A 19,272-nucleotide genomic window follows, 5' to 3' on the forward strand; every position below is an offset into this window, starting at 1 on the left:
CAAGCGGGCACCCACACCCATTCTTACTGGGTTTGGGTGCCCTAATCTTGGGGGATTATGCATCTAGAAAATTATTTGGTGGGCTTTTCAAGCTCCAAATTTTGGCTCCGGGAGCCCCTGAACACCAAGGCCATGAATAGCAAAAATACTACCTGGCTGCGGGTGGCGGGCCAGCTCCTCAGGAGTTACAAATGATTGCTGTGAAGTAACGTAGAGCGTTTCATAATTGTCGCCACCGAATGTGACACAGGTGGGACTCCGGATCGGTAGGTCAATCTCACGGTCAAGGCGGCCCTTAGGGTCAATCCTTAAAATCTTACCGCCAAGATTCAAAGCAAACCAATAGTACCCTTCAGCATCGACTGTTGCGCCATCTACAATCGCGGGCTTGCGATCTTCAACTGAAAAGAATGGCCTTCGATTACTGATATGGCCCTCATCCATATCCAAGTCAAATACATAGACCATACCACCAATGGTATCGCCGAAGTACATACGAGTGTCCTCCGGATCGAAGGCAATCCCATTGGAACATACAAAGGAAAAGTCCTTAGCAACCTTGCGCACGCTAAAATCAGGCTCAAGACAATATAAATGAGAGACTTTACCTTTCAATTGCGTATCCATACTACCGCACCAAAAACGCCCTCTTCGGTCAATTTTTCCATCATTTAACCGGTTTTGGGGTAAATTCGGTTCCGGATCAACAACTGTCTCAAACTCTCCTGTTTCGAGGTCAATGGTGCAAAACCCAGTATTGGCAGCACCAACTAACCCTCTTCCCTTACGGAAACCAAAGGACCCTACCTGCTCCGGCATTTCCCAGGTCTTTCTTTCACCAGTAGAGATGTTTAGCCGCCGAATCGATGGCCGCCGAGGCCCAGCTAAATCAACCGAAGGGCCGACATGATCCGCCCAGTAGATAGAAGTATCTTCTGCATGCCAGATGGGTGTTTCTCCCAATCCATCGTTACACTCCCAAAGGCATTCAATCTCCATTGTCAGAACCCTTCTTAATAGTTTCAGTAAATCTTAGACTTGAAATTTGGATGGAATAGGAACATCAATATCCTCAGTATGTAGCAATGCGGCCTCTATTCCAGCATGGACACCAAGTGCTGAGGTCTCTCTGGACATGCTGGGTGTACCAAGGTTTTCGGGCAAAGCTGCTACTTGAGGTAATTGCGGAAGGTGAATCCACCCTGCGCGTATATCCAGCTGATTGCTGGCAATAAAGTGCAAAACGCCATACATCAAGTGATTACAGCAAAAAGTGGCGGCATTATCCGAAATATCTGTAGGCACTCCAGCTTCACGCATTGCCCTTACCATAGCTCTAAGAGGAAGATTACTACGATAGGCTACCGGTCCATTGGCAACCGTAGGTGCGCCCTGCATCTCTACGCCACGATTGTCCTTCAGGTTATATCGAGTAGAATCGTTAAAATTTTGAGCAATTCGCTCTACAGTAACCATCGATCGCCCACCATATTCACCCATCATTATCACTATTTGTGGACGGAGCTCATCTATAGCGCTAGTTACTACGTCAATACACTCAAAGAAGCTACTAGGAACCAGGATTCCAAATACATCTGAATTCCCAATACGGGTACCATCCAAAACACGCATTACCGACTCTGCAGGATTTATTGGCGTATGCCCGAATGGTTCAAAGCCGGTCACTAAAACCTTTTTCATGACAATACTCTTTGAGCAGTTTGAAATTGGCCTTCAGAAATGTGTTGTCTGATTCTATTTCTCAAGAATAGAAACTTTTAAGGCCTCAGACTTAAAAGAAAGACTTTGCTGATGTGTTTGATTGGCACAATATGCCAATTAAGATGCTGTTTTGAACCATAGATCTGTAGAAAGACAGCAGAAGCGTTTTCAGATAGACGTGAACTGGGGCTCCATTAACTAAAGCCCTATCTGTAGGCTTATACCTGGGCATGTCGTCCAATGCCTGGCGACACGCGCCCTCGCTGAGGGTGGGTGTATTTAACACCCACCCTCATATCACACCCCCTGTAATGCGCCACCAGCAAGTGTGATACGGTGCATCAGGCGGAACTGGCCTGGATAATCATTTTCCGCGGAATGCCAGGTAGAGCGGTTATCCCAGAATGCAACCGACCCAGGCTCCCAATTAAACCGACAGGTAAATCCATTGGTAAGCACATGGGCGAACAGGTAGTTAAGGAGTGGCCTGCTCTCCTCCGGGGTCCACCCCTCAAAGCAAAGGGTGAACCCTGGATTGACGTAGAGAATCTTGCGCCCAGTATCAGGGTGTTGTATCACTACCGGATGTATTGCCTCGCCCACATCATCAACGCCGCCAAGTTGCGAAGCAAGGTCTGTCGACTGGTAGTAACCGTCTTCACCATAAACATGCACATTAGAATGCACGGCTCTTAGTGTTTCCAGCGTCTTCTTAAGACCGTCGGACAAACTTTCATAAGCTTTTTGCAGATTAGCGAAGTGAGTATCGCCGCCGGTTTTGGGTAGCTCCCTGGCTACAAGGATGGAACCTAAGGCGGGTTTTTGATCATAAGAGTGGTCTGTGTGCCAACCGCCGCCAATATTAGTCTCCTGATCTTTTTCCTTACGTACTTCAGCAATGCCAGGGTATTCCTGTGTGTGTGTGAAAAACTTATTAATAACAATTTCACCCCAGCGGTGGGCGAAGGTTAGATGATCATCGGGGGAAAGGGACTGGTTACGAAAAAACAACACACCATGGTCGGCGAAGGCCCGGCGTAGATCACCAAGCTCGGCATCGGATAAATTGGCCAGCTGTACGCCTTCCACGAGTGCACCACAGCCTTTTGAATACTGGGAGATGTTCATGATAGGAATCGCTTTTTTTAGATGTCACCCGCATAATAAATTATTCAGCAAGATGATCAACCCGATATAATGAACTTCAGGCGTTCCTTAAAATAATATCAATTCATCTACAGATTCAATCATTAGCCTGTTTCAAATAGTTGCTTATATTTTCTGACCCTTTAAGGTTGATATTAACGCCATCCTATGTACATATTTGACCTATGACTACCAAGAACTCAATGTCATTTTCATCTAAATACGTGGTCATTTTGGGTATAAACATTCAAACTTACAGAGTTAACCTATGATTTAGCATTGCTATTTCGAGCAGTGCGAGCTTCCTATATTAAAAATTAAATAATAACTACTAAAATAAAAGCCAAAGAATAAAGTTATTTACATAAATTAACAAAGTTTAAAGTTACTGAGATGAAGTGAGCAAAGACTTAAAGATTCATTTCTCCAGGATGCATATAGATACTGGCATAGGATTGGAAAAAGCTGCCCAATTCCAGCAGGTAAACTATTTTATTCAAACAAATTCTATCGAGTATCCTATTGTTATTGCTTGGGGTTTTACCCACAGATTGATAATGATGGTTGGACACAAGGTTGCAATTAGAGGGTTGTCCGTGCCTATCTATAAACACTGTGGTCTATAAGTAATCTAACGATACAAGTTACTTTTGCGAAAATCCGCAAAAGTGTGCCATTTACTGCCTGAGAGTTCAAATTTCCATCATGTTGCCGCTAAAAAATAAGCGCATTCTCTCCTTCGAAACCTGGGGAGCAGGTTCCTTCCATGGCACTCTGTTAGCCATGCTGGGCGCCGAAGTAATTAATATTGAGGATCCCAAACAAAGTGGGAACCCCTTAAGAAGAATGGGCACATTATTCCTTGATGAGAGTCAGGAAGATAATGAATCTGGCGAGTCTACTTTGCACAATAAGAAGAGCCTGGCCCTGGATATCAGGTCGGCAGAGGGGAAAAAGGTCTTTCTCAGTCTTGTTGAGAAATCAGATGCAGTAATCGATAACTTCCGCGGTTCCCTGCCGGAAGAATTAGGAGTTATTTATAGGAAGTTAAAAGTCGTCAACCCGAGAATCGTTTGTACACATCTTTCAGGGTATGGCCGGGACAATGAAAGGAAAAGTTGGCCTGGCTATGACTTCCTTATGCAGGCTGAAACAGGCTGGATGTCTGTAACCGGCGAGCCGGGATCAATACCTACCAAAGTTGGTGTATCTGTTGTTGATTTATTAGGCAGCGTGTATGCCGCCCTGTGTACAGTCTCAGGACTGCTGCGTACCGAAATTACAGGAAAAGGTGGCGACTTTGATACTAACTTGTTCGATGTTGCACTGAACTGCTTGTGCTATCAAGGCCTATGGTTTCTCAATGAGGGGATAGTTCCAGGAAAGCAGCCTCGCTCCGCACACGCATCACAAGCACCGTGCCAATTGGTAAAAACCGCCGATGGCTGGTTCTATGTAGCTTGTTTAACACAGAAGTTCTGGGAGATTCTGTGCCAAGAACTGGGGGATGATTCTCTTAAGCACGATGCACGTTTTCTAACCAACGAGAGTAGAATGAAGCACCGGGAGGAGCTAACGGCATCGCTTGACAATCATTTCCAGAAGAAAACAAATGCTAACTGGGCTGCCCAGATGGAAGGTAAGGTTCCCTGCGCACCCGTTTATGATATTGCACAAGCCCTGGACAACCCCTACGTCCGCAACAACGATAAAATTCTCTCTGTTCCCTACTCCCGTAGTACAGATCGCAAAAGTATTGAGTTCCTCTGTGCGCCTTTTTCTATACCGGGTACGCCCTCGGTGGAATTCCAGACAGCACCTCTTTATGGTGAGAATACACGAAACATTTTAATTGAAGCTGGAATAACAGAGAAAGAAATCAACAATCTCCAAAAAGCTGGAGTTATCTTTTGCCAATAAAGTAAATTCACAACAACATCGAATCTATATCAACTTGACCACTTTTACAATTAGGAGACCTGTTCCGCATATCCTTGATTACCTTAAGCACAGTTCATGTAAAAATTATTTTAAATGGTTGGCTATTTCAGGCAGTATTCCTTTCAGGTGCAGTCAAAATCAAGATTGATTTTTTAGAGCAAACTTTATTAAATACGGAAAAAATTAACTAAAATTTTTTCAACTTATACTCTGGCCCGGAAGGCAATCACAATGGATATAGAAGTACTTGAAAACCCAGCACAAGAATTAATCGACTTTCTGGATAAAAAACTTGATGAATTCAACTGGAGAAACTGGGAAGTTAAAGAAAGGCTTCCCCTTGCTGTTCAGATTAGAAATGCCTCTGGTGAAGTGATAGCCGGAGCAGCCGCAAGGTCATTCGGTGATTGGCTATTACTAGACACTTTGTGGGTATCTGAAGAGCTAAGGGGGCAAAATATTGGTAGCCAACTATTGAGCAAAATTGAGATATCCGGTAAACAACGTGGTTGTAAAAAATGCTTACTAGATACTTTGAACTTCCAGGCCATGCCATTCTATAAAAATCAGGGCTATGAAGTTAAGTGGGTTCAAGAGGGATACCCTAAAGAAGGATGTAAGTACTTTATGGTCAAGGAGCTGTAGTCTGAGCAAATAAAGAGGGCTGGCATAGTGCCATCCCAGATTCACTCAAACTTGAACACAAGGATAAGTATCAAGGAGCGGTCGCCCTATTGACTGTCATTGACGGAAAATTAATCAAATGATCCCTATCTTCAGCTGGAGACATCTAATTGAGATAACTTCACTGAAAGTTTCAGCTGTTTAGGCTAATTTATCTTGTGAATTTGGGCACCTACTGACAAAAAGGATAGCCTGATGCAAATAAAAGCGCCTACAACATCAGATGCCCCAATGTGGGACCTCTTAATGGGTAATTACACCTTTGCCTGCCTGATGGTCTCAGCTCAGCTTGATATAACTGGGCTTATTGACGGTGGCTTTGATACCTGCGAGAAGCTGAGCAACAAACTGCAATTAAGCCGTAAAGGAATCTACCTGTTTATCTTGCTGCTTCAACACTTAGGGTATATCAATGTTACACGCAATCAATTAAAAAATACGGAACTCGCCAAGCAGTATCTGGATAGGAATAGCCAGTACTACTGGGGAGAAGTTCTCCTGGATCCGTTCAATATTTATAATGTAAACCATCTTAATAAAAAGATTCTCACCAGCCTGAAACATGAATACGAGCTTGAATGCAGGGGTCGCTCTGTAACAGATATGTGGCGACATGATGAAATGGATGGTGATTCAGCGGCGGCTTTCACCCACCTGATGCACTCACAAGGTTTTGCCTCAGCTGTTTCAGCGGTTCAGAATGGTGCCTTTAGCAATATTCAAACCTTACTCGATGCTGGTGCTGGGTCAGGCACTATCGCATTGGCATTTTGTGATGCATATCCGGAACGCAATGCTCTTCTTTTTGATCTTGCTCCTGTCTGTATGACAGCCAAAAAATATGTAGATAAGTTTGCTAAGAAGCAACAGATAAGCATAGTAGAGGGAGATTTCTTCAAGCAAGATTGGCCAACTGGTTGCGATGGGGTCTGTTTTAGCAATGTGCTGCACGATTGGAAACCAGACACCAGCATAGAGCTATTGAGTAAGGCTTACGCGGCCTTGCCAAAAGGCGGTAGTGTCCTTATTCATGACATGCTCTTTAATATAACCAAACTTACTCCAGTTTTATTTAGTTTTCATCTTTTCATGAATCATGGAGCGCAACTCCTCTCTTTAGAGGAACTATTCCAGTTACTTAATCAAGCAGGATTTGAGAACCCTCAATGTCATAAAGCACTTGGGTATTTTGCCGTAGTCTCAGCTATAAAGCCGTAACTTAAACAATGGGAGAGATTCTAATGTCCATTGGGCATTTAGACTGGCAAGAAGTCTTATCACAGGCTCAAAAACTTTCCCGGCTTGGCGCTTTGACTGTGCCGGATTCCGCCTCAAAAATTGAAGACCTTCACATCAGCGGCCCCGAAGAAATTCTCCAGGTATCAAAAGCGAATGCAATTACGGCCGGCGCAATCTTGATGTCTAGTGGAGGTACGACCGGAAAACCCAAACTTACTTACACTCCCTATCACCAAGCTACTGCGAGACTCCTAAGGGAATGGAGACCTCTTGGGCCAGACAGCGTAGTACTAAACCTCTTCAATCCCGGCCGCTTGTGGGGAGCCCACTATTTTATCCAGACCCTTGCCGAGAAAAGCCAGTCAGTAAGCGCACCCACGGGCCCATTTATCCCATCGGAACTCACAGCCTGGTTAGAAGTATTACAAGATGTTGGCGTAAATACACTAGCTGGCGCACCTACAGGCCTCGCCGACTTCGCCCAGGGGCTAAAAAACTCAGGCGGTAATCTCCCTATCCATACGATCATTTGGATGGCTGAACCCTGGACGAAAGCCAAATACGATACTGTACAAAGCGTGTTTCCAAACGCTGGCTTCTGGTGTGATTACGGCTCCGTGGAAACCAATAGTATTGCAATAAACACGCCAAAATGTGACTTGGAAAAGTATCATTTGCTTGAAGGACAGCTCATTGAGCCGAGCGAGCAGGGTGCATTACTCACCCGGATAGGTAACGACTGGACGGTGCCATTAATACGCTATCGCTTAGGAGATTTAATACAGCAAACCACTTGTCGGTGTGGCCGCCCAAGAGCGTTACTGGTTGAGGGGCGTGCAGACGATGATGTGAGCCTATGTAGTGCACTATTAAGTATTGGGCAAATACTTGATATCGCTACAAGGGAGAATGACGTGGAGGAGGCCCAGCTGGTTCTCACCCAAAATGGGGAAACACGTAAATCTGCAAGCGAGCTTACATTGATATTTACCGGCAGCGCCGATCCCGAAGTGATTCGTAATCGAGTGTTGACAAGGATTCACAACTTGGCATCGGTTGCACAGCAATACCCTGGAGCCTTTATCGTAAAGCAAGTTGAAAGGCTGAGGAGAGTCAAAAGGACTAACAAAGTGCCTCCCATCGTTCATATAAGTGATAGCAATAAATAGACCTCTCTGGTTTTAGTGCTCAATGTAGGGGGAGTACTGTGTTTAATTGATAAGGAGCTACCCTTAATGTAAAAGGAAAATGACCATGTCACTATCAAGCCTCCTTATACCCACATATATACAAATGTTACAGGCTTTATCGAGCTGGCTGGATAAGGCCTGTAAGCAGCTCCCTGAAAAAGAGGCTCAAGAGTTGCTGTCTGCCAGACTCACACCGGATATGTACCCTCTTTCATCCCAAATACGCTTTGCGTGCCTGCAAGCTCAAGAGGCCCAATTTCGCTTGAGAAGAGAGCTTTTTCCCGACCATTTAGACCACTTAGCACGCGAAGGTCAGAATGCAGGGGCTCAACCAGGTTCTATTTCAGCAGCTTGCACACGAATCAACGAAGCACTAACAGTTCTGCGCAGTCTTGAACCCGGTGCGCTTGATATGTGTACTGATCAAATGATCGAATTAGAGCTTCCAAATGGAATGACTTTCGATATGACAGGCGAGCAATATGCGAGAGATTGGGCCCTTCCCCAATTCTATTTTCATCTTAATACAGCATATGCCATTTTAAGGGCAAAGAAGATTGATCTTGGAAAAGCGGACTATGTCCAGCATGCATTTACTTATCTTAGGATCTACCATCCTGAACACGATTAATATATAACTATTCAAGCATTTATCAGAAACTCCTGTATATCTCACACTTTTTCACAAAAGAATTGCTTAACTTACAGACCAAAATTAAACACCAAAATCGTCAATAGGAAAATATAAAATAGTATAACAATGAAATTTAGAATTAATTTAAATATACTATTCGCCGCCATCATATTATGCCCGGCCCTTATTGCCTGCTCTCAAAGAATTGCCAGCCTTATAGAAAGCTCAGAGAGCTTTCCTTTTACTGAAATAATCACCACAGAGAAAATTGAAGATTTAGGTTTCAATAAGGAGAGGTATTGCCCAGCAAAAAAAGATGTTTGCATCAGCTATTATTATGGACCACCTTTAAACAAACAAAAACTTCAATACTCTGTCAAGTTTGAGACAGATGGCAATGAAAGTATTGTAAACCTTAATTTAAATAGGGATTCTTTAGAAAAGACATTTTCTGGCACTGTATTTTTATTACATGGGTTTCGTGCTTCCAAAGAGTTCATGCTGAATTCAGCACTATATTTTCGCTTTCTTGGATTCCAGGTTGTTGTCCCAGATCTTCTCGGCCATGGTGACTCAAGTGGTAACAAAAAATATGGGGTTGATGATAGTAAGTATATTAACTCCCTTATCGATAAACTGATCGAAGAAGGAGTAATCAAGGATGAAGATATATATATTGTCGGGAGTTCAATGGGTGCATTAACAGCTGCATACATCTCTAATATGAGAGTAGATATCAGTGGGGCTATTTTATTAGCGCCCATGCTCCAATTTGATCAGGCCTTATATAATTACGCGAGGGTTAGTCACCCATTGCTTAGCAGAATTATCCCAGAGAAAGACATTCGTAAAAGTGCTACCTTAGCTCTGAAAAAATCGAATATTGACCTGGATCAAACAAACATATTATCTCTTATAAAGTCCTCAAAGGTCCCTGTGCTTTTAATATCCTCAGATTCAGATCGTATTTCTCCTTACAGCAACTATAAGGGCCTAAATAAAAAAAATCTCGAGTTAATCCAAGTTCACAATAGGAATCACTTGAGTATGACTACAATAGGACAGAACGAGCATAATGCAGTTATCAAGTGGCTCAATACAAATAGCGCATATTAACTTTAGGGCCAGAATACTTTCTAAAGTCATTGAATCAGCAATTGCCCCATTGAAATTTTTATTGGGAGCATAAGAATTGTACTTTAATGCAATGGATATTGGATCTCCTTAGCCATACCCCACATTTTGTAGTCTGTCGGCATTTTGGAAAGATAATTCAGTGTGCGGTAGATAAGGCTTTTCTCCATCTGATCTACTCCCAAAGATTTGCTCCACCCTTCCGCCGCCAGCCGGTAACTCATAACGATCAAGAGGAACTTTTGTTCGTTGGATAGGCCACTACCATGTCCGTTTATGAGTAAGTGCATTGATACAAGATCATAATCCAGGTCAAATTTGGATTCATTAACTTGAATATTGATTTGCGCAGAGCGCCCAGACACAGAAGTTCCGCGAGCCACTATCTGCATATTATCAAGATAAAAGGATACATAGGCATTGTTGGCTTCAGAGTTGTTTACATATCGCCCTCGTAGGGCCAATTCCCTGATCTGCCTTCTGGATATTTCACCCCTCAACCAAAGATCAGTCATTTTCGCGATTGGACTGTAGTTTTGTGGTTCGGTCACAAAGTCTTCAGATAGGGCGGGCAGTGAAAAGAGAAATGCGACAAGACAAGTTAAGATCCATCTTCCAGCCATTGTTACTACCACAAAATCAAGGCCTTGCCACATGATCAATAAGCGAGTTATCAATCATAGGTAAGTATAATCAAGAATGAAAAACCCAAGTGTCTCAATGCGGGAAGCTAGAAGCCCTGACTGGTGTTTGAAGAGTACCTAATTTTTCGCCACTGCAAATCCTTTTTCCTTCATATCGTTTTGAGATTGGCTTTAACCAGTCGATATCGGCTCCTTGGGCTTTTTACAGCCCAATCGAAAGCAGTCTAAGAGGGACCTCTACAAAATTGACGAGAGTCATTACAGCTCCTTGAGCCCTCGGCAGAACCATTTACCCTAACGGGATGCGCACTACCGTTTCCTTTACTTAGTGTCATAGGCCCTAGAGTTACAAAATGGGCTCGATTATCTCGCCTTTGTCGAACAGACTGTCCTTGTTGTATGATTTATAGGTAATGAAGAGCTACCCATCCACATTCCGCGCCAAGCTAGTTGCAATGGCGGCCCTGCTCCTGCTGATGTTCCAGGTGCAGACCGTGCTCGCTTGCGAAATGATGGATAGCCCGGAGCCGGCAGCAGAATGCTGTTGTGACCACTTGGCCAAAGGCTCTCAATCAGATGAAGATTGCTGCGAGTATGATGCCCAGGTCTCCCTCAAGACCTCATTAGATGACCATGAAGTCGCTCTCACTGCCGCCTTCCTGAACCTTGAGTTACCCCAGTTAGCACCTCCGCCATCCTATCGGTGGCCCCAGATTTTGGCTCCGCCAGCGGAATCACCTGACTTCGAACCCCTTTCTTCTCATGCCTCTCCAGGTAATCGTACCTGGCTTGAAACTCTGCGCTTGCGTATCTGATCACTCCCTCTCTCTGATGTGCGAAATATCCCGCAGCCTCATTGTTGCTGACGGGCTTCAGAAAGATTGTTCCAGGAGTGAACCCTTTGATTTCCCAACAAGCCATTGCTACCCCCAGTAGCAAAGAAATGGTCGGTGCCTTTGGCGCCCAAATACTCATCACTTCCTTTTCTGGAGGTGTATTATGAGCCGCTCAAAAATGCTGGGCTTAGTTGCTTTCGCTGTATTTCTGGCGGTCGGTACCGCTTTCTATTGGAAGAAAACAGCCGGATTGGTTGTATCCGACAGTGTGGAGTTTATTCCTGCTGGCCCTTTCCGGATTGCGGTATCCGTGGACCCACTGCAGCCTCGCGCTGGCAAGAACCAGATTCGTATTGAAGTGAGAGATATGGAGAACCGGCCAGTTACAGGCGCTGAAGTCCGCGCAGTGGCTGAGATGCCTGCCATGGGTGCCATGCCGGCAATGCGTGCTCAAGCCGAAGTCTATGAAACCAGCCCCGGAGTATTCTCAGGGGAGATAGAGCTAGCCATGGTAGGCTCTTGGCCCATGGTGGTTGATGTGGCAACTGGCCACGATCGCCATGTAGACCTGGCCTTTGACATGAGCACCAATCGCAAAGGCTTGCGCTTAAAGTCAGCACCGGAAGCCTCCGATACTGCTTACTACACATGTGCCATGCATCCTTCTGTGCGCGCTGCAGAGCCCGGTACCTGCCCCATCTGCGGTATGGACCTCCAGCCAGTTAGCCACGATGAACTCGAAAGTGGCAGCATCGTGGTAGATAGCGGTCGGCGCCAAGCTATTGGCATCAAAACCGGCATCGTCGAACGACAGCCTTTCACCCTACCCATCCACCTGCACGGCCAGGTGACCTATGACGAAACCCGTTTGCGGGATATCAGCCTGCGCTTCGACGGCTGGATTGGTGAGTTGGATGCGGATTTTGAAGGCAAGCAGGTTGAGCGTGGCGAAGTACTGTTCTCTGTTTACAGCCCGGAGCTACTCGCCGTCCAGGATGAATATCTGAAAGCGCGCCGCCGTGGCGATGCCTTGGAGAAAGCGGCGCGAAGGCGCCTGCTTCTGTGGGGACTATCAGAAGAGCAAATCGACTGGCTGGTTGAACAGCAAAAAGCTCAGGACTATATCCCGATCTTCGCACCTGCCGGTGGTGTCATTATTGAGAGGAACATCGTTGCGGGTTCTGCATTCAAAAAGGGGGACAACCTCCTTCGTATTGCCGACCTCAGCCAGGTTTGGATTGAAGCCCACGCCTACGAAGATCAGCTGCCGCTGATAGAAAAAGGGATGCCGGCCAAGGTGCGTCTAACCAACGTCTACCATGAGGAAATCCCAGCCACTCTCACCCAGATTGACCCTTTCCTGAATCACAGCAACCGCAGTGCACGGTTACGTGTGACCCTGCCCAATACCAACGGTGAACTTCGGCCAGGGCTGTTTGCGGACATCATGTTGAGTGCCGAGCTGGGAAATCTCCTGGTGGTACCCAGGGATTCAGTGCTGATTTCCGGTAAGAAGCGTATCGTCTTTCGGGACCTGGGCCAGGGCCGTCTGGAGCCCGTACAGGTACGCACTGGTTACGGTGACAGCGAACGAATTGTGATTCGTTCTGGCCTCCAGGCTGGGGATAAAATTGTCACCTCTGGGGTATTCCTGATCGCGGCAGAAAGCCGCCTCAAATCAGGGGTACAACAATGGTAAATTCCGAACCCAAAGGGCTGATTGCCCGAATTATTGGGGCCTGTGCCGGTAAGCCCGGGATCACTCTGATGCTTGTTGCTATCGCCGCCCTGGCCGGATATCGGGCGCTAACCAGTGTTCCCCTGGATGCTATTCCGGACCTGTCTGACGCCCAGGTGATCGTGATGACAGACTGGCCAGGTCGCAGCCCGGATCTGGTGGAGGATCAAATCACCTACCCGCTTTCCACCGCAATGCTAGGGCTGCCCAAGGTCAAATATGTGCGGGGCCAAAGCTTTTTCGGTCTCAGTTTTGTCTATGCCATCTTTGAAGATGGCACGGATATTTACTGGGCCCGTTCACGGGTTCTGGAGTACCTCAACCAGGTAGCCGACCAACTCCCAGAGGATGTTCAGCCTACTCTAGGCCCCGATGCCACTGGAGTCGGCTGGGTGTTCCAGTACGCACTGGTTGATCGAAGCGGTAACAACGACCTGCAAGAGCTGCGCGCGCTGCAGGATTTCAAATTGCGCTATTGGCTAACTTCTGTCGAGGGCGTTGCCGAGGTCGCCTCGATTGGCGGCTACGAAAAGGAGTACCAGGTCCAAATCGACCCCCATCGCTTGCAGATGTTCAAGGTCCCACTTGGCAAAGTGGTCGAGGCTATTCGCCGCAGTAACAACGATACCGGAGGGCGGGTACTGGAGATCGCAGGCCACGAACACATGGTGCGAGGGCGCGGCTATATCCGCAGCATCGATGATCTCAAAGAGGTAGTGATCGGGGTCAATGCGGCAAAGATTCCGGTAACCTTGGATCAAGTAGCGGATATCACCCTGGGGCCCGCAATGCAGCGCGGCATTGCCGAACTGGACGGCGAGGGCCAGACCGTAGGTGGCATCGTAGTGATGCGCTACGGTGAAAATGCCCTAAAGGTTATTGAGAGAGTTAAAGAGCGTATCGAGCAAATCCGTGCAGGCCTACCGGAAGGCGTTGAGCTGGTAGTGACCTACGATCGCTCACAATTGATTAATAGCGCGATCGACAATCTCAAAAACACCCTGATTGAAGAGATGCTAGTGGTCGCCGCCGTGATCGCTATTTTCCTGCTCCACGCCCGCTCCGCATTGGTAGCTGTAATCACTCTACCGATTGCTGTTTTACTGGCCTTTATTCCACTGTCCCTACAAGGGCTTACCGCCAACATTATGTCTCTGGGAGGCATTGCCGTAGCCATCGGTGCCATGGTGGATGCGGCAGTGGTAATGGTGGATAACATCCACAAAAAGCTGGCAGCCGATGGCGATAAGGAGTTATCTCCGGGCGAGAAAAGAACGCTAATCGTTCGGGCAATGCAGGAAGTCGGACCGAGTATTTTCTTCTCCCTGATTATTATCACGGTTTCTTTCCTGCCGGTATTCGCACTGGAAGCTACCGAGGGCCGATTATTCAAACCCCTCGCCTATACCAAAACCTACAGCATGGCTTTCGCCGCCCTATTGGCAATCACCTTGATCCCAGCCCTCGCTGTACTGCTAATGCGCGGGAAAATTCGCACCAGGGAAAACCCAATTTCCCGCGCCCTAGTTCATACACTGCAGCCAGTGATTCACTTCTGCGTACGGCAACGCAAAGTTGTAGCCACTCTCGCAGTATTAGCTCTGGTTTCCGTGGCCTACCCCATCAGCAAGTTGAGCGGTGAATTTATGCCGCCGCTCAATGAAGGCAGTATCCTGTATATGCCTACCGCGCTACCCGGAATGTCCGTTACCGAAGCGGGAAAAGTTTTGCAGCAAATGGATGAAGAACTGAAAACCTTTCCGGAAGTCGAGCGTGTCTTTGGCAAAATTGGCCGCTCCAATAGTGCTACTGACTCTGCACCACTATCCATGGTGGAGACAGTGATTACCCTAAAACCCAAGAATGAATGGCGCCCCGGTATGACCTGGGACCAGCTGCTGGCGGAAATGGATGAAAAGCTGCGCTACCCCGGTATGCCCAATATCTGGTGGATGCCAATCCAAACCCGTACTGAAATGCTCGCCACAGGGATTCGCAGCCAGCTGGGGATTAAAGTCTTTGGAGATAACCTGGAGGAAATTGAGCAGACTGCTTTGGCCATCGAAGAGGCTTTGCGCAGCGACCAGCGCACTGCGGAACAAACCCGTAGTGTTTTCGCCGAGCGCCTAACCGGAGGATACTTCCTGGACTTTGATATTGATCGCGCGCGGGCGTCCCGCCACGGCCTAAATGTGCAGGATATCGAGGATGTGATTGCCGCAGCAGCGGGCGGCCTGGCCGCAACCCAAACCATTGAAGGCCGCGAACGTTACGATGTACTGGTGCGCTATGCCCGCGACTATCGGGATACTCCCGAACAGCTGGAACAAATCCTGGTCCCCGCCTCTGATGGCTCCCAGGTGCCCTTGAACCAACTGGCTGATTTGGATTTCCGAACCGGCCCACCCATGATTCGCAATGAGGATGGGCAACTAGTTGGCTTGGTTTTTGTCGACCTGAAAAGCGATATCGGCGTCGCAGATTATGTCAATCGCGCAAAGCAGGTTGTCGCCGACCAGGTTAACTTGGTTCCAGGCCAACGTATCGCCTGGGCCGGCCAATACCAATACCTGGAGCGCGCCAAGTCCCGCCTGCAATGGTTGGTACCCCTGACTTTGTTGGCTGTATGCTTCCTTTTATACCTGCATCGCGGCCGGCTGTCCGACACCCTGTTTGTGCTCACCGCCATGCCAATGGCACTGATCGGCGCCTTCTGGCTGCTGTACCTGCTCGACTACAAACTGAGCGTTGCTGTATGGGTCGGCATGATTGCCATGGCTGGTCTCGCCGCTGAGATGGGGTTATTAATGCTGCACTACTTATCTGCCGCCGGAAATAACTCTGAGCGCGGCAATACTGCGACTGTTGCCCAAGCAGCAGCCGGACGTATTCGCCCGATGCTAATGACCAGCCTGACACTGTTAATTTCATTGATACCAGTGATGATTTCCGATGGCACCGGCGCAGACGTTATGAAACGGATTGCAGCGCCCATGGTGGGCGGCACCATAACCACACTGCTATTTGTGCTGTTAGTAATGCCCGGAGTGTTCTACCAATGGAAGGCCCGCGAAGGTAAGCAAAGCCGACGCTAGTAAATTGGGGGACCGGATTTATGCGGTGCCCCAAAACTCCTCTCGTAGGAAGGTAATCTGGATGTGAGTTCCTTAGGCTGGAAAAAGGTGATTCATAGGTTTCCCCGGGGTTAACTGTTAAAATTCCTTACAAAATTTGTATTGCCCAGACTGTAAAATTGCAGCGACAACAAATGCTAAGAAAGTGAAATTCACTTTACCGGCTGCTTGTGTAATGCGCCTATTTGACATTTAACGACTCCAGGATTTACCTTGACCACACCTTTTTCCGACCTCCCCCTAAACCCCGCCCTGCTGAAAAACCTGGCGTCACTCAACTACAAATCCATGACCGAGGTTCAGGCCAAGACGCTCCCGATCATGCTGGATGGCAAAGATGTTATCGCCCAGGCAAAAACCGGTTCCGGAAAAACTGCGGCTTTCGGTTTGGGGGTGCTGCAACGGCTCAATGTCGGCCGGTTTCGGGTTCAATCGCTGATCCTGTGTCCGACACGTGAGCTGGCAGACCAGGTTGCCCATGAACTGCGCCGACTGGCGAGGGCAATTCACAACATTAAGATTCTCACTCTCTGCGGCGGCATGCCTTTCGGCCCACAGATTGGCTCCCTCACACATGGTGCCCATATCATCGTTGGTACTCCGGGGCGTATCGAAGAGCACTTGCGCAAGGGAACACTCTCCTTAGAGCATGTCGATACGCTGGTCTTTGACGAGGCTGACCGGATGCTCGATATGGGATTTCAGGAAGTTATCGATACTATTCTGGCGCAGGTGCCTACTGGACGGCAGTCGTTACTATTCAGCGCCACCTATCCCGATGAAATCGAACGGCTCAGCGCGCGTGTGATGCAAAAACCAGTGATGGTTAAGGTTGATTCTGCGCACAGTGATGAGGTAATCGAGCAACGTTTTTACCGAACTGAGAGTTTCGACGATCGGCTGGAGATGACCCGCCGTATTCTACTGAATGATCGGCCGATCAATACTCTGGTTTTCTGTAATACCAAACGTGAAACCGATGAGGTGGCCGATAACCTGAAACAGGCAGGTTTTAATGTCCTTGCCCTCCATGGTGATATGGAACAGCGCCAACGTAACGAAACGCTGATTCGTTTCGCCAATGGCAGCGCCTCTATTCTGGTAGCTACCGATGTGGCGGCACGCGGCCTGGATATCGACAAGCTGGATGCCGTTATCAACTTTCATATCGCCAAAGATCCGGAAGTGCACACCCACCGCATCGGACGAACCGGCCGTGCCGGTGAGCGCGGTTGCGCTTACTCCTTTTTTGCCGAGAAGGAAGGCCACAAACTGGTTCGTATGGAACTAACCCAGGACCCACTATCCGACCCAGATACACCACCACCAGCCAGCATATTGAGTGAACCTCCTTTCCAGGCACCGATGGCTACCCTGCAGATCGATGGCGGCAAGAAACAGAAAGTTCGCCCCGGCGATATCCTGGGTGCGCTGACCGGCGGCGATCGTCCGATAAATGGAAAAGATGTTGGCAAGATAAACGTGCTGGATCAGACGGCTTATATTGCGATTAAACGCAATGTGGCAGCACAAGCACTAAAGAAAATTGAAAACGGAAAGCTGAAGGGGCGTAAATTCCGGGTACGGCGTATTCGAGGATAATTCATTTAACATAATTGAATGATGCTTTTATAGGCCGGCGGCACGTTACTAGTCAACATAAGTAGAAGAACGCATTGCTACACCGATGGTAGCAGGCACTAAAACTACGGTCGCTGGTGCTGCTGGAGATGTCCCAGGTATTTTGGCAATGGAAATCTCACGAAGGAAGATGCAATTCACCTCCACGATAGGTCTTTTTACCAGGCATTGCATTCAATCAACTGGAGCGATCATAATCGCAGGGTACTGTGAGAACACCAGTGCCCACAAAGCCCCGCGCTTAATGCCTGCTCCTCTACTACCCTAGTGATTCAGGGATTGTCAGGCAGAGTCATCCTGTTTTTCGACGAGGTGTTCTGCCAGGTATTCTGATGGTTTAGTCAGGGACTTTATCCATGGCCTTTCTTATTCAGTGTATCCACTGGTTATCATTACTGGGTTGCCCTTATCTAAGCCTACGTCTGTTTCGCGACCTCGCAGATCTTAGCCAGTGGATTGTGCAAACTCCTCGTAAAGCGACAATGTGGACCTTCTATCGGAGGCACAAGATTGCTACTGCCGCAGGGATATTATGGTTGGTATCAGCACTGACGCTATGGTTTTCTGGCGCTGGCTCTGATGTCATTTTCTGGATCATCAGTGCCCTGTCTGCTTTCGCCTTCTACTCTGGGTATATCAACCCCTCTATTATGATGCGCGCGCAACAACATAATGCGCGCTATTTTTCCATAGCTGAGGCCCAAGAGAGCCTATCCCCCGGTACCAGCCTGATAGTAATTGACGCTAACGGCGAAGCTAGAGGTCACCCTGATGACCACATTCTTCGGCCACATGTGGCCGGTACAAAGGAAGGGCTAGCTGGTGAAAATGTGGTAATGACCTATTGTGGCCTGACCAATATGGGAATTGCCTACACACCCGAAATTGATGGGGAAGCCCTGGATTTAGGCGTTATGACCCAGATCGAGAATAACTTGGTGATGTGGGATAAAAAGACCGGGCAGCCAATTCAGCAGTTTTGGGGCACCCGTGAAGATGCAGGCCCTAAAGGGCCGAGGATGCCCGAATGGCCCAGCTATCGGATGCCGTTGTGGGCTTTTGAGAAAGCGTTTCCCAATGGGAAAATATTTCTAAACCCAATACCAAATTTTACCGACAACCCATTTTTAGCCATCTTCGATCGCCTGATGCATATGATCTTCACTCACGCAATCTCAGATCAAGCTAAAAAAGAGGAACCTGCGTTTCCTACCATTAAGAAATTTAATAATAGGTTGCCGAATAAAACTAAAATTTACGGTGTGAATATCGGCGAAGACTATGTAGCTTATACAAAAGATTTCATTAAGGATCATGGTGGACTATTAAACGTAGAAATCGGTGGCCGGGATATTGTTATCGTTTACCATTCAGACCTCGATAGCGTTGGTGCATATTATAATGACAATGGTAGCCAGATCTCTAATGTACAGTTCGGCGGAGAGAGTAACGTGGGGAAGTTAGAACGCGTTGAAACGATGAAATCTGAAGCTTACTGGGTTGTCTGGCAAAATTTCTTCCCTGAAACAGATGTAAATCGCATACCCACTCAGAAAGCCAGCTCCTGATAACAGTTAAACAAGAAGCAA

The 19,272-nt window shown here is 47.5% G+C and carries 15 protein-coding genes; 11 read left to right on the forward strand and 4 right to left on the reverse strand.

Annotation, left to right across the window (positions count from 1 at the left end; genetic code table 11):
- Positions 1 to 87: 87 nt before the first annotated feature.
- From P3339_RS11830 to P3339_RS11840, 3 genes are all read right to left on the reverse strand, one after another.
- Complete coding sequence (locus P3339_RS11830; RefSeq protein ID WP_020415444.1) at positions 88 to 999, reverse strand: SMP-30/gluconolactonase/LRE family protein; 912 nt, start codon at positions 997 to 999, stop codon at positions 88 to 90.
- A gap of 33 nt (positions 1,000 to 1,032) precedes the next feature.
- Positions 1,033 to 1,701, reverse strand: coding sequence for a pyroglutamyl-peptidase I (gene pcp / locus P3339_RS11835; RefSeq protein WP_020415443.1), 669 nt, complete (start codon positions 1,699 to 1,701; stop codon positions 1,033 to 1,035).
- Positions 1,702 to 2,019: 318 nt separating this feature from the next.
- Positions 2,020 to 2,850, reverse strand: a complete 831-nt coding sequence (locus P3339_RS11840; protein WP_282950579.1) for a TauD/TfdA dioxygenase family protein — start codon at positions 2,848 to 2,850, stop codon at positions 2,020 to 2,022.
- Between the two features lie 723 nt (positions 2,851 to 3,573).
- On the opposite strand from P3339_RS11840, the gene P3339_RS11845 reads away from it, so the two are divergent.
- From P3339_RS11845 to P3339_RS11870, 6 genes are all read left to right on the forward strand, one after another.
- The gene (locus P3339_RS11845; protein WP_282950580.1) at positions 3,574 to 4,788 is read left to right on the forward strand and encodes a CaiB/BaiF CoA transferase family protein; all 1,215 of its coding nucleotides are present in this window, start codon (positions 3,574 to 3,576) and stop codon (positions 4,786 to 4,788) included.
- A 252-nt stretch (positions 4,789 to 5,040) separates the two neighbouring features.
- Positions 5,041 to 5,454: a GNAT family N-acetyltransferase gene (locus tag P3339_RS11850; RefSeq protein WP_020415438.1), complete on the forward strand. Its 414-nt coding sequence runs from the start codon at positions 5,041 to 5,043 to the stop codon at positions 5,452 to 5,454.
- 234 nt (positions 5,455 to 5,688) lie between these two features.
- Entirely contained in the window at positions 5,689 to 6,711 is a 1,023-nt protein-coding gene (locus P3339_RS11855; RefSeq protein WP_282950581.1) for a methyltransferase, read from the forward strand.
- Positions 6,712 to 6,734: 23 nt separating this feature from the next.
- Positions 6,735 to 7,901: an AMP-binding protein gene (locus tag P3339_RS11860; RefSeq protein WP_282950582.1), complete on the forward strand. Its 1,167-nt coding sequence runs from the start codon at positions 6,735 to 6,737 to the stop codon at positions 7,899 to 7,901.
- A gap of 85 nt (positions 7,902 to 7,986) precedes the next feature.
- Positions 7,987 to 8,553 (forward strand): DUF1993 domain-containing protein, encoded by a 567-nt coding sequence (locus P3339_RS11865; RefSeq protein ID WP_282950583.1) that lies wholly within the window; start codon positions 7,987 to 7,989, stop codon positions 8,551 to 8,553.
- 129 nt (positions 8,554 to 8,682) lie between these two features.
- On the forward strand, positions 8,683 to 9,672 hold the full coding sequence (locus P3339_RS11870) for an alpha/beta hydrolase (protein ID WP_282950584.1): 990 nt from the start codon (positions 8,683 to 8,685) through the stop codon (positions 9,670 to 9,672).
- 83 nt (positions 9,673 to 9,755) lie between these two features.
- On the opposite strand, the gene P3339_RS11875 is transcribed toward P3339_RS11870, so the two are convergent.
- A complete protein-coding gene (locus P3339_RS11875) occupies positions 9,756 to 10,241 on the reverse strand; it encodes a hypothetical protein (protein ID WP_282950585.1) in 486 nt (161 codons plus the stop codon).
- A 506-nt stretch (positions 10,242 to 10,747) separates the two neighbouring features.
- On the opposite strand from P3339_RS11875, the gene P3339_RS11880 reads away from it, so the two are divergent.
- From P3339_RS11880 to P3339_RS11900, 5 genes are all read left to right on the forward strand, one after another.
- Positions 10,748 to 11,149, forward strand: a complete 402-nt coding sequence (locus P3339_RS11880) for a hypothetical protein (protein WP_282950586.1) — start codon at positions 10,748 to 10,750, stop codon at positions 11,147 to 11,149.
- Positions 11,150 to 11,333: 184 nt separating this feature from the next.
- Positions 11,334 to 12,869: an efflux RND transporter periplasmic adaptor subunit gene (locus P3339_RS11885; protein WP_282950587.1), complete on the forward strand. Its 1,536-nt coding sequence runs from the start codon at positions 11,334 to 11,336 to the stop codon at positions 12,867 to 12,869.
- The gene (locus P3339_RS11890; RefSeq protein WP_282950588.1) at positions 12,863 to 16,003 is read left to right on the forward strand and encodes an efflux RND transporter permease subunit; all 3,141 of its coding nucleotides are present in this window, start codon (positions 12,863 to 12,865) and stop codon (positions 16,001 to 16,003) included. The genes P3339_RS11885 and P3339_RS11890 overlap by 7 nt, the downstream gene beginning before the upstream one ends.
- 252 nt (positions 16,004 to 16,255) lie before the next feature.
- Entirely contained in the window at positions 16,256 to 17,644 is a 1,389-nt protein-coding gene (dbpA, locus tag P3339_RS11895; RefSeq protein ID WP_282950589.1) for an ATP-dependent RNA helicase DbpA, read from the forward strand.
- Between the two features lie 395 nt (positions 17,645 to 18,039).
- Entirely contained in the window at positions 18,040 to 19,251 is a 1,212-nt protein-coding gene (locus tag P3339_RS11900; RefSeq protein WP_282950590.1) for a DUF3179 domain-containing (seleno)protein, read from the forward strand.
- Positions 19,252 to 19,272: the final 21 nt, after the last annotated feature.

This window comes from Microbulbifer sp. MLAF003, assembly GCF_030012965.1.
Classification (GTDB): Bacteria; Pseudomonadota; Gammaproteobacteria; order Pseudomonadales; family Cellvibrionaceae; genus Microbulbifer; species Microbulbifer variabilis.

Bases quoted from the DNA above. Each gene is read 5' to 3' on its own strand.
- P3339_RS11860 (WP_282950582.1), top strand. From the start codon at position 6,735: ATGTCCATTGGGCATTTAGACTGGCAAGAAGTCTTATCACAGGCTCAA.
- P3339_RS11855 (WP_282950581.1), top strand. From the start codon at position 5,689: ATGCAAATAAAAGCGCCTACAACATCAGATGCCCCAATGTGGGACCTC.
- P3339_RS11885 (WP_282950587.1), top strand. From the start codon at position 11,334: ATGAGCCGCTCAAAAATGCTGGGCTTAGTTGCTTTCGCTGTATTTCTG.
- P3339_RS11830 (WP_020415444.1), bottom strand. From the start codon at position 999: ATGGAGATTGAATGCCTTTGGGAGTGTAACGATGGATTGGGAGAAACA.
- P3339_RS11840 (WP_282950579.1), bottom strand. From the start codon at position 2,850: ATGAACATCTCCCAGTATTCAAAAGGCTGTGGTGCACTCGTGGAAGGC.
- P3339_RS11880 (WP_282950586.1), top strand. From the start codon at position 10,748: ATGAAGAGCTACCCATCCACATTCCGCGCCAAGCTAGTTGCAATGGCG.
- P3339_RS11850 (WP_020415438.1), top strand. From the start codon at position 5,041: ATGGATATAGAAGTACTTGAAAACCCAGCACAAGAATTAATCGACTTT.
- P3339_RS11865 (WP_282950583.1), top strand. From the start codon at position 7,987: ATGTCACTATCAAGCCTCCTTATACCCACATATATACAAATGTTACAG.
- pcp (WP_020415443.1), bottom strand. From the start codon at position 1,701: ATGAAAAAGGTTTTAGTGACCGGCTTTGAACCATTCGGGCATACGCCA.
- P3339_RS11845 (WP_282950580.1), top strand. From the start codon at position 3,574: ATGTTGCCGCTAAAAAATAAGCGCATTCTCTCCTTCGAAACCTGGGGA.
- P3339_RS11870 (WP_282950584.1), top strand. From the start codon at position 8,683: ATGAAATTTAGAATTAATTTAAATATACTATTCGCCGCCATCATATTA.
- P3339_RS11890 (WP_282950588.1), top strand. From the start codon at position 12,863: ATGGTAAATTCCGAACCCAAAGGGCTGATTGCCCGAATTATTGGGGCC.
- P3339_RS11900 (WP_282950590.1), top strand. From the start codon at position 18,040: ATGGCCTTTCTTATTCAGTGTATCCACTGGTTATCATTACTGGGTTGC.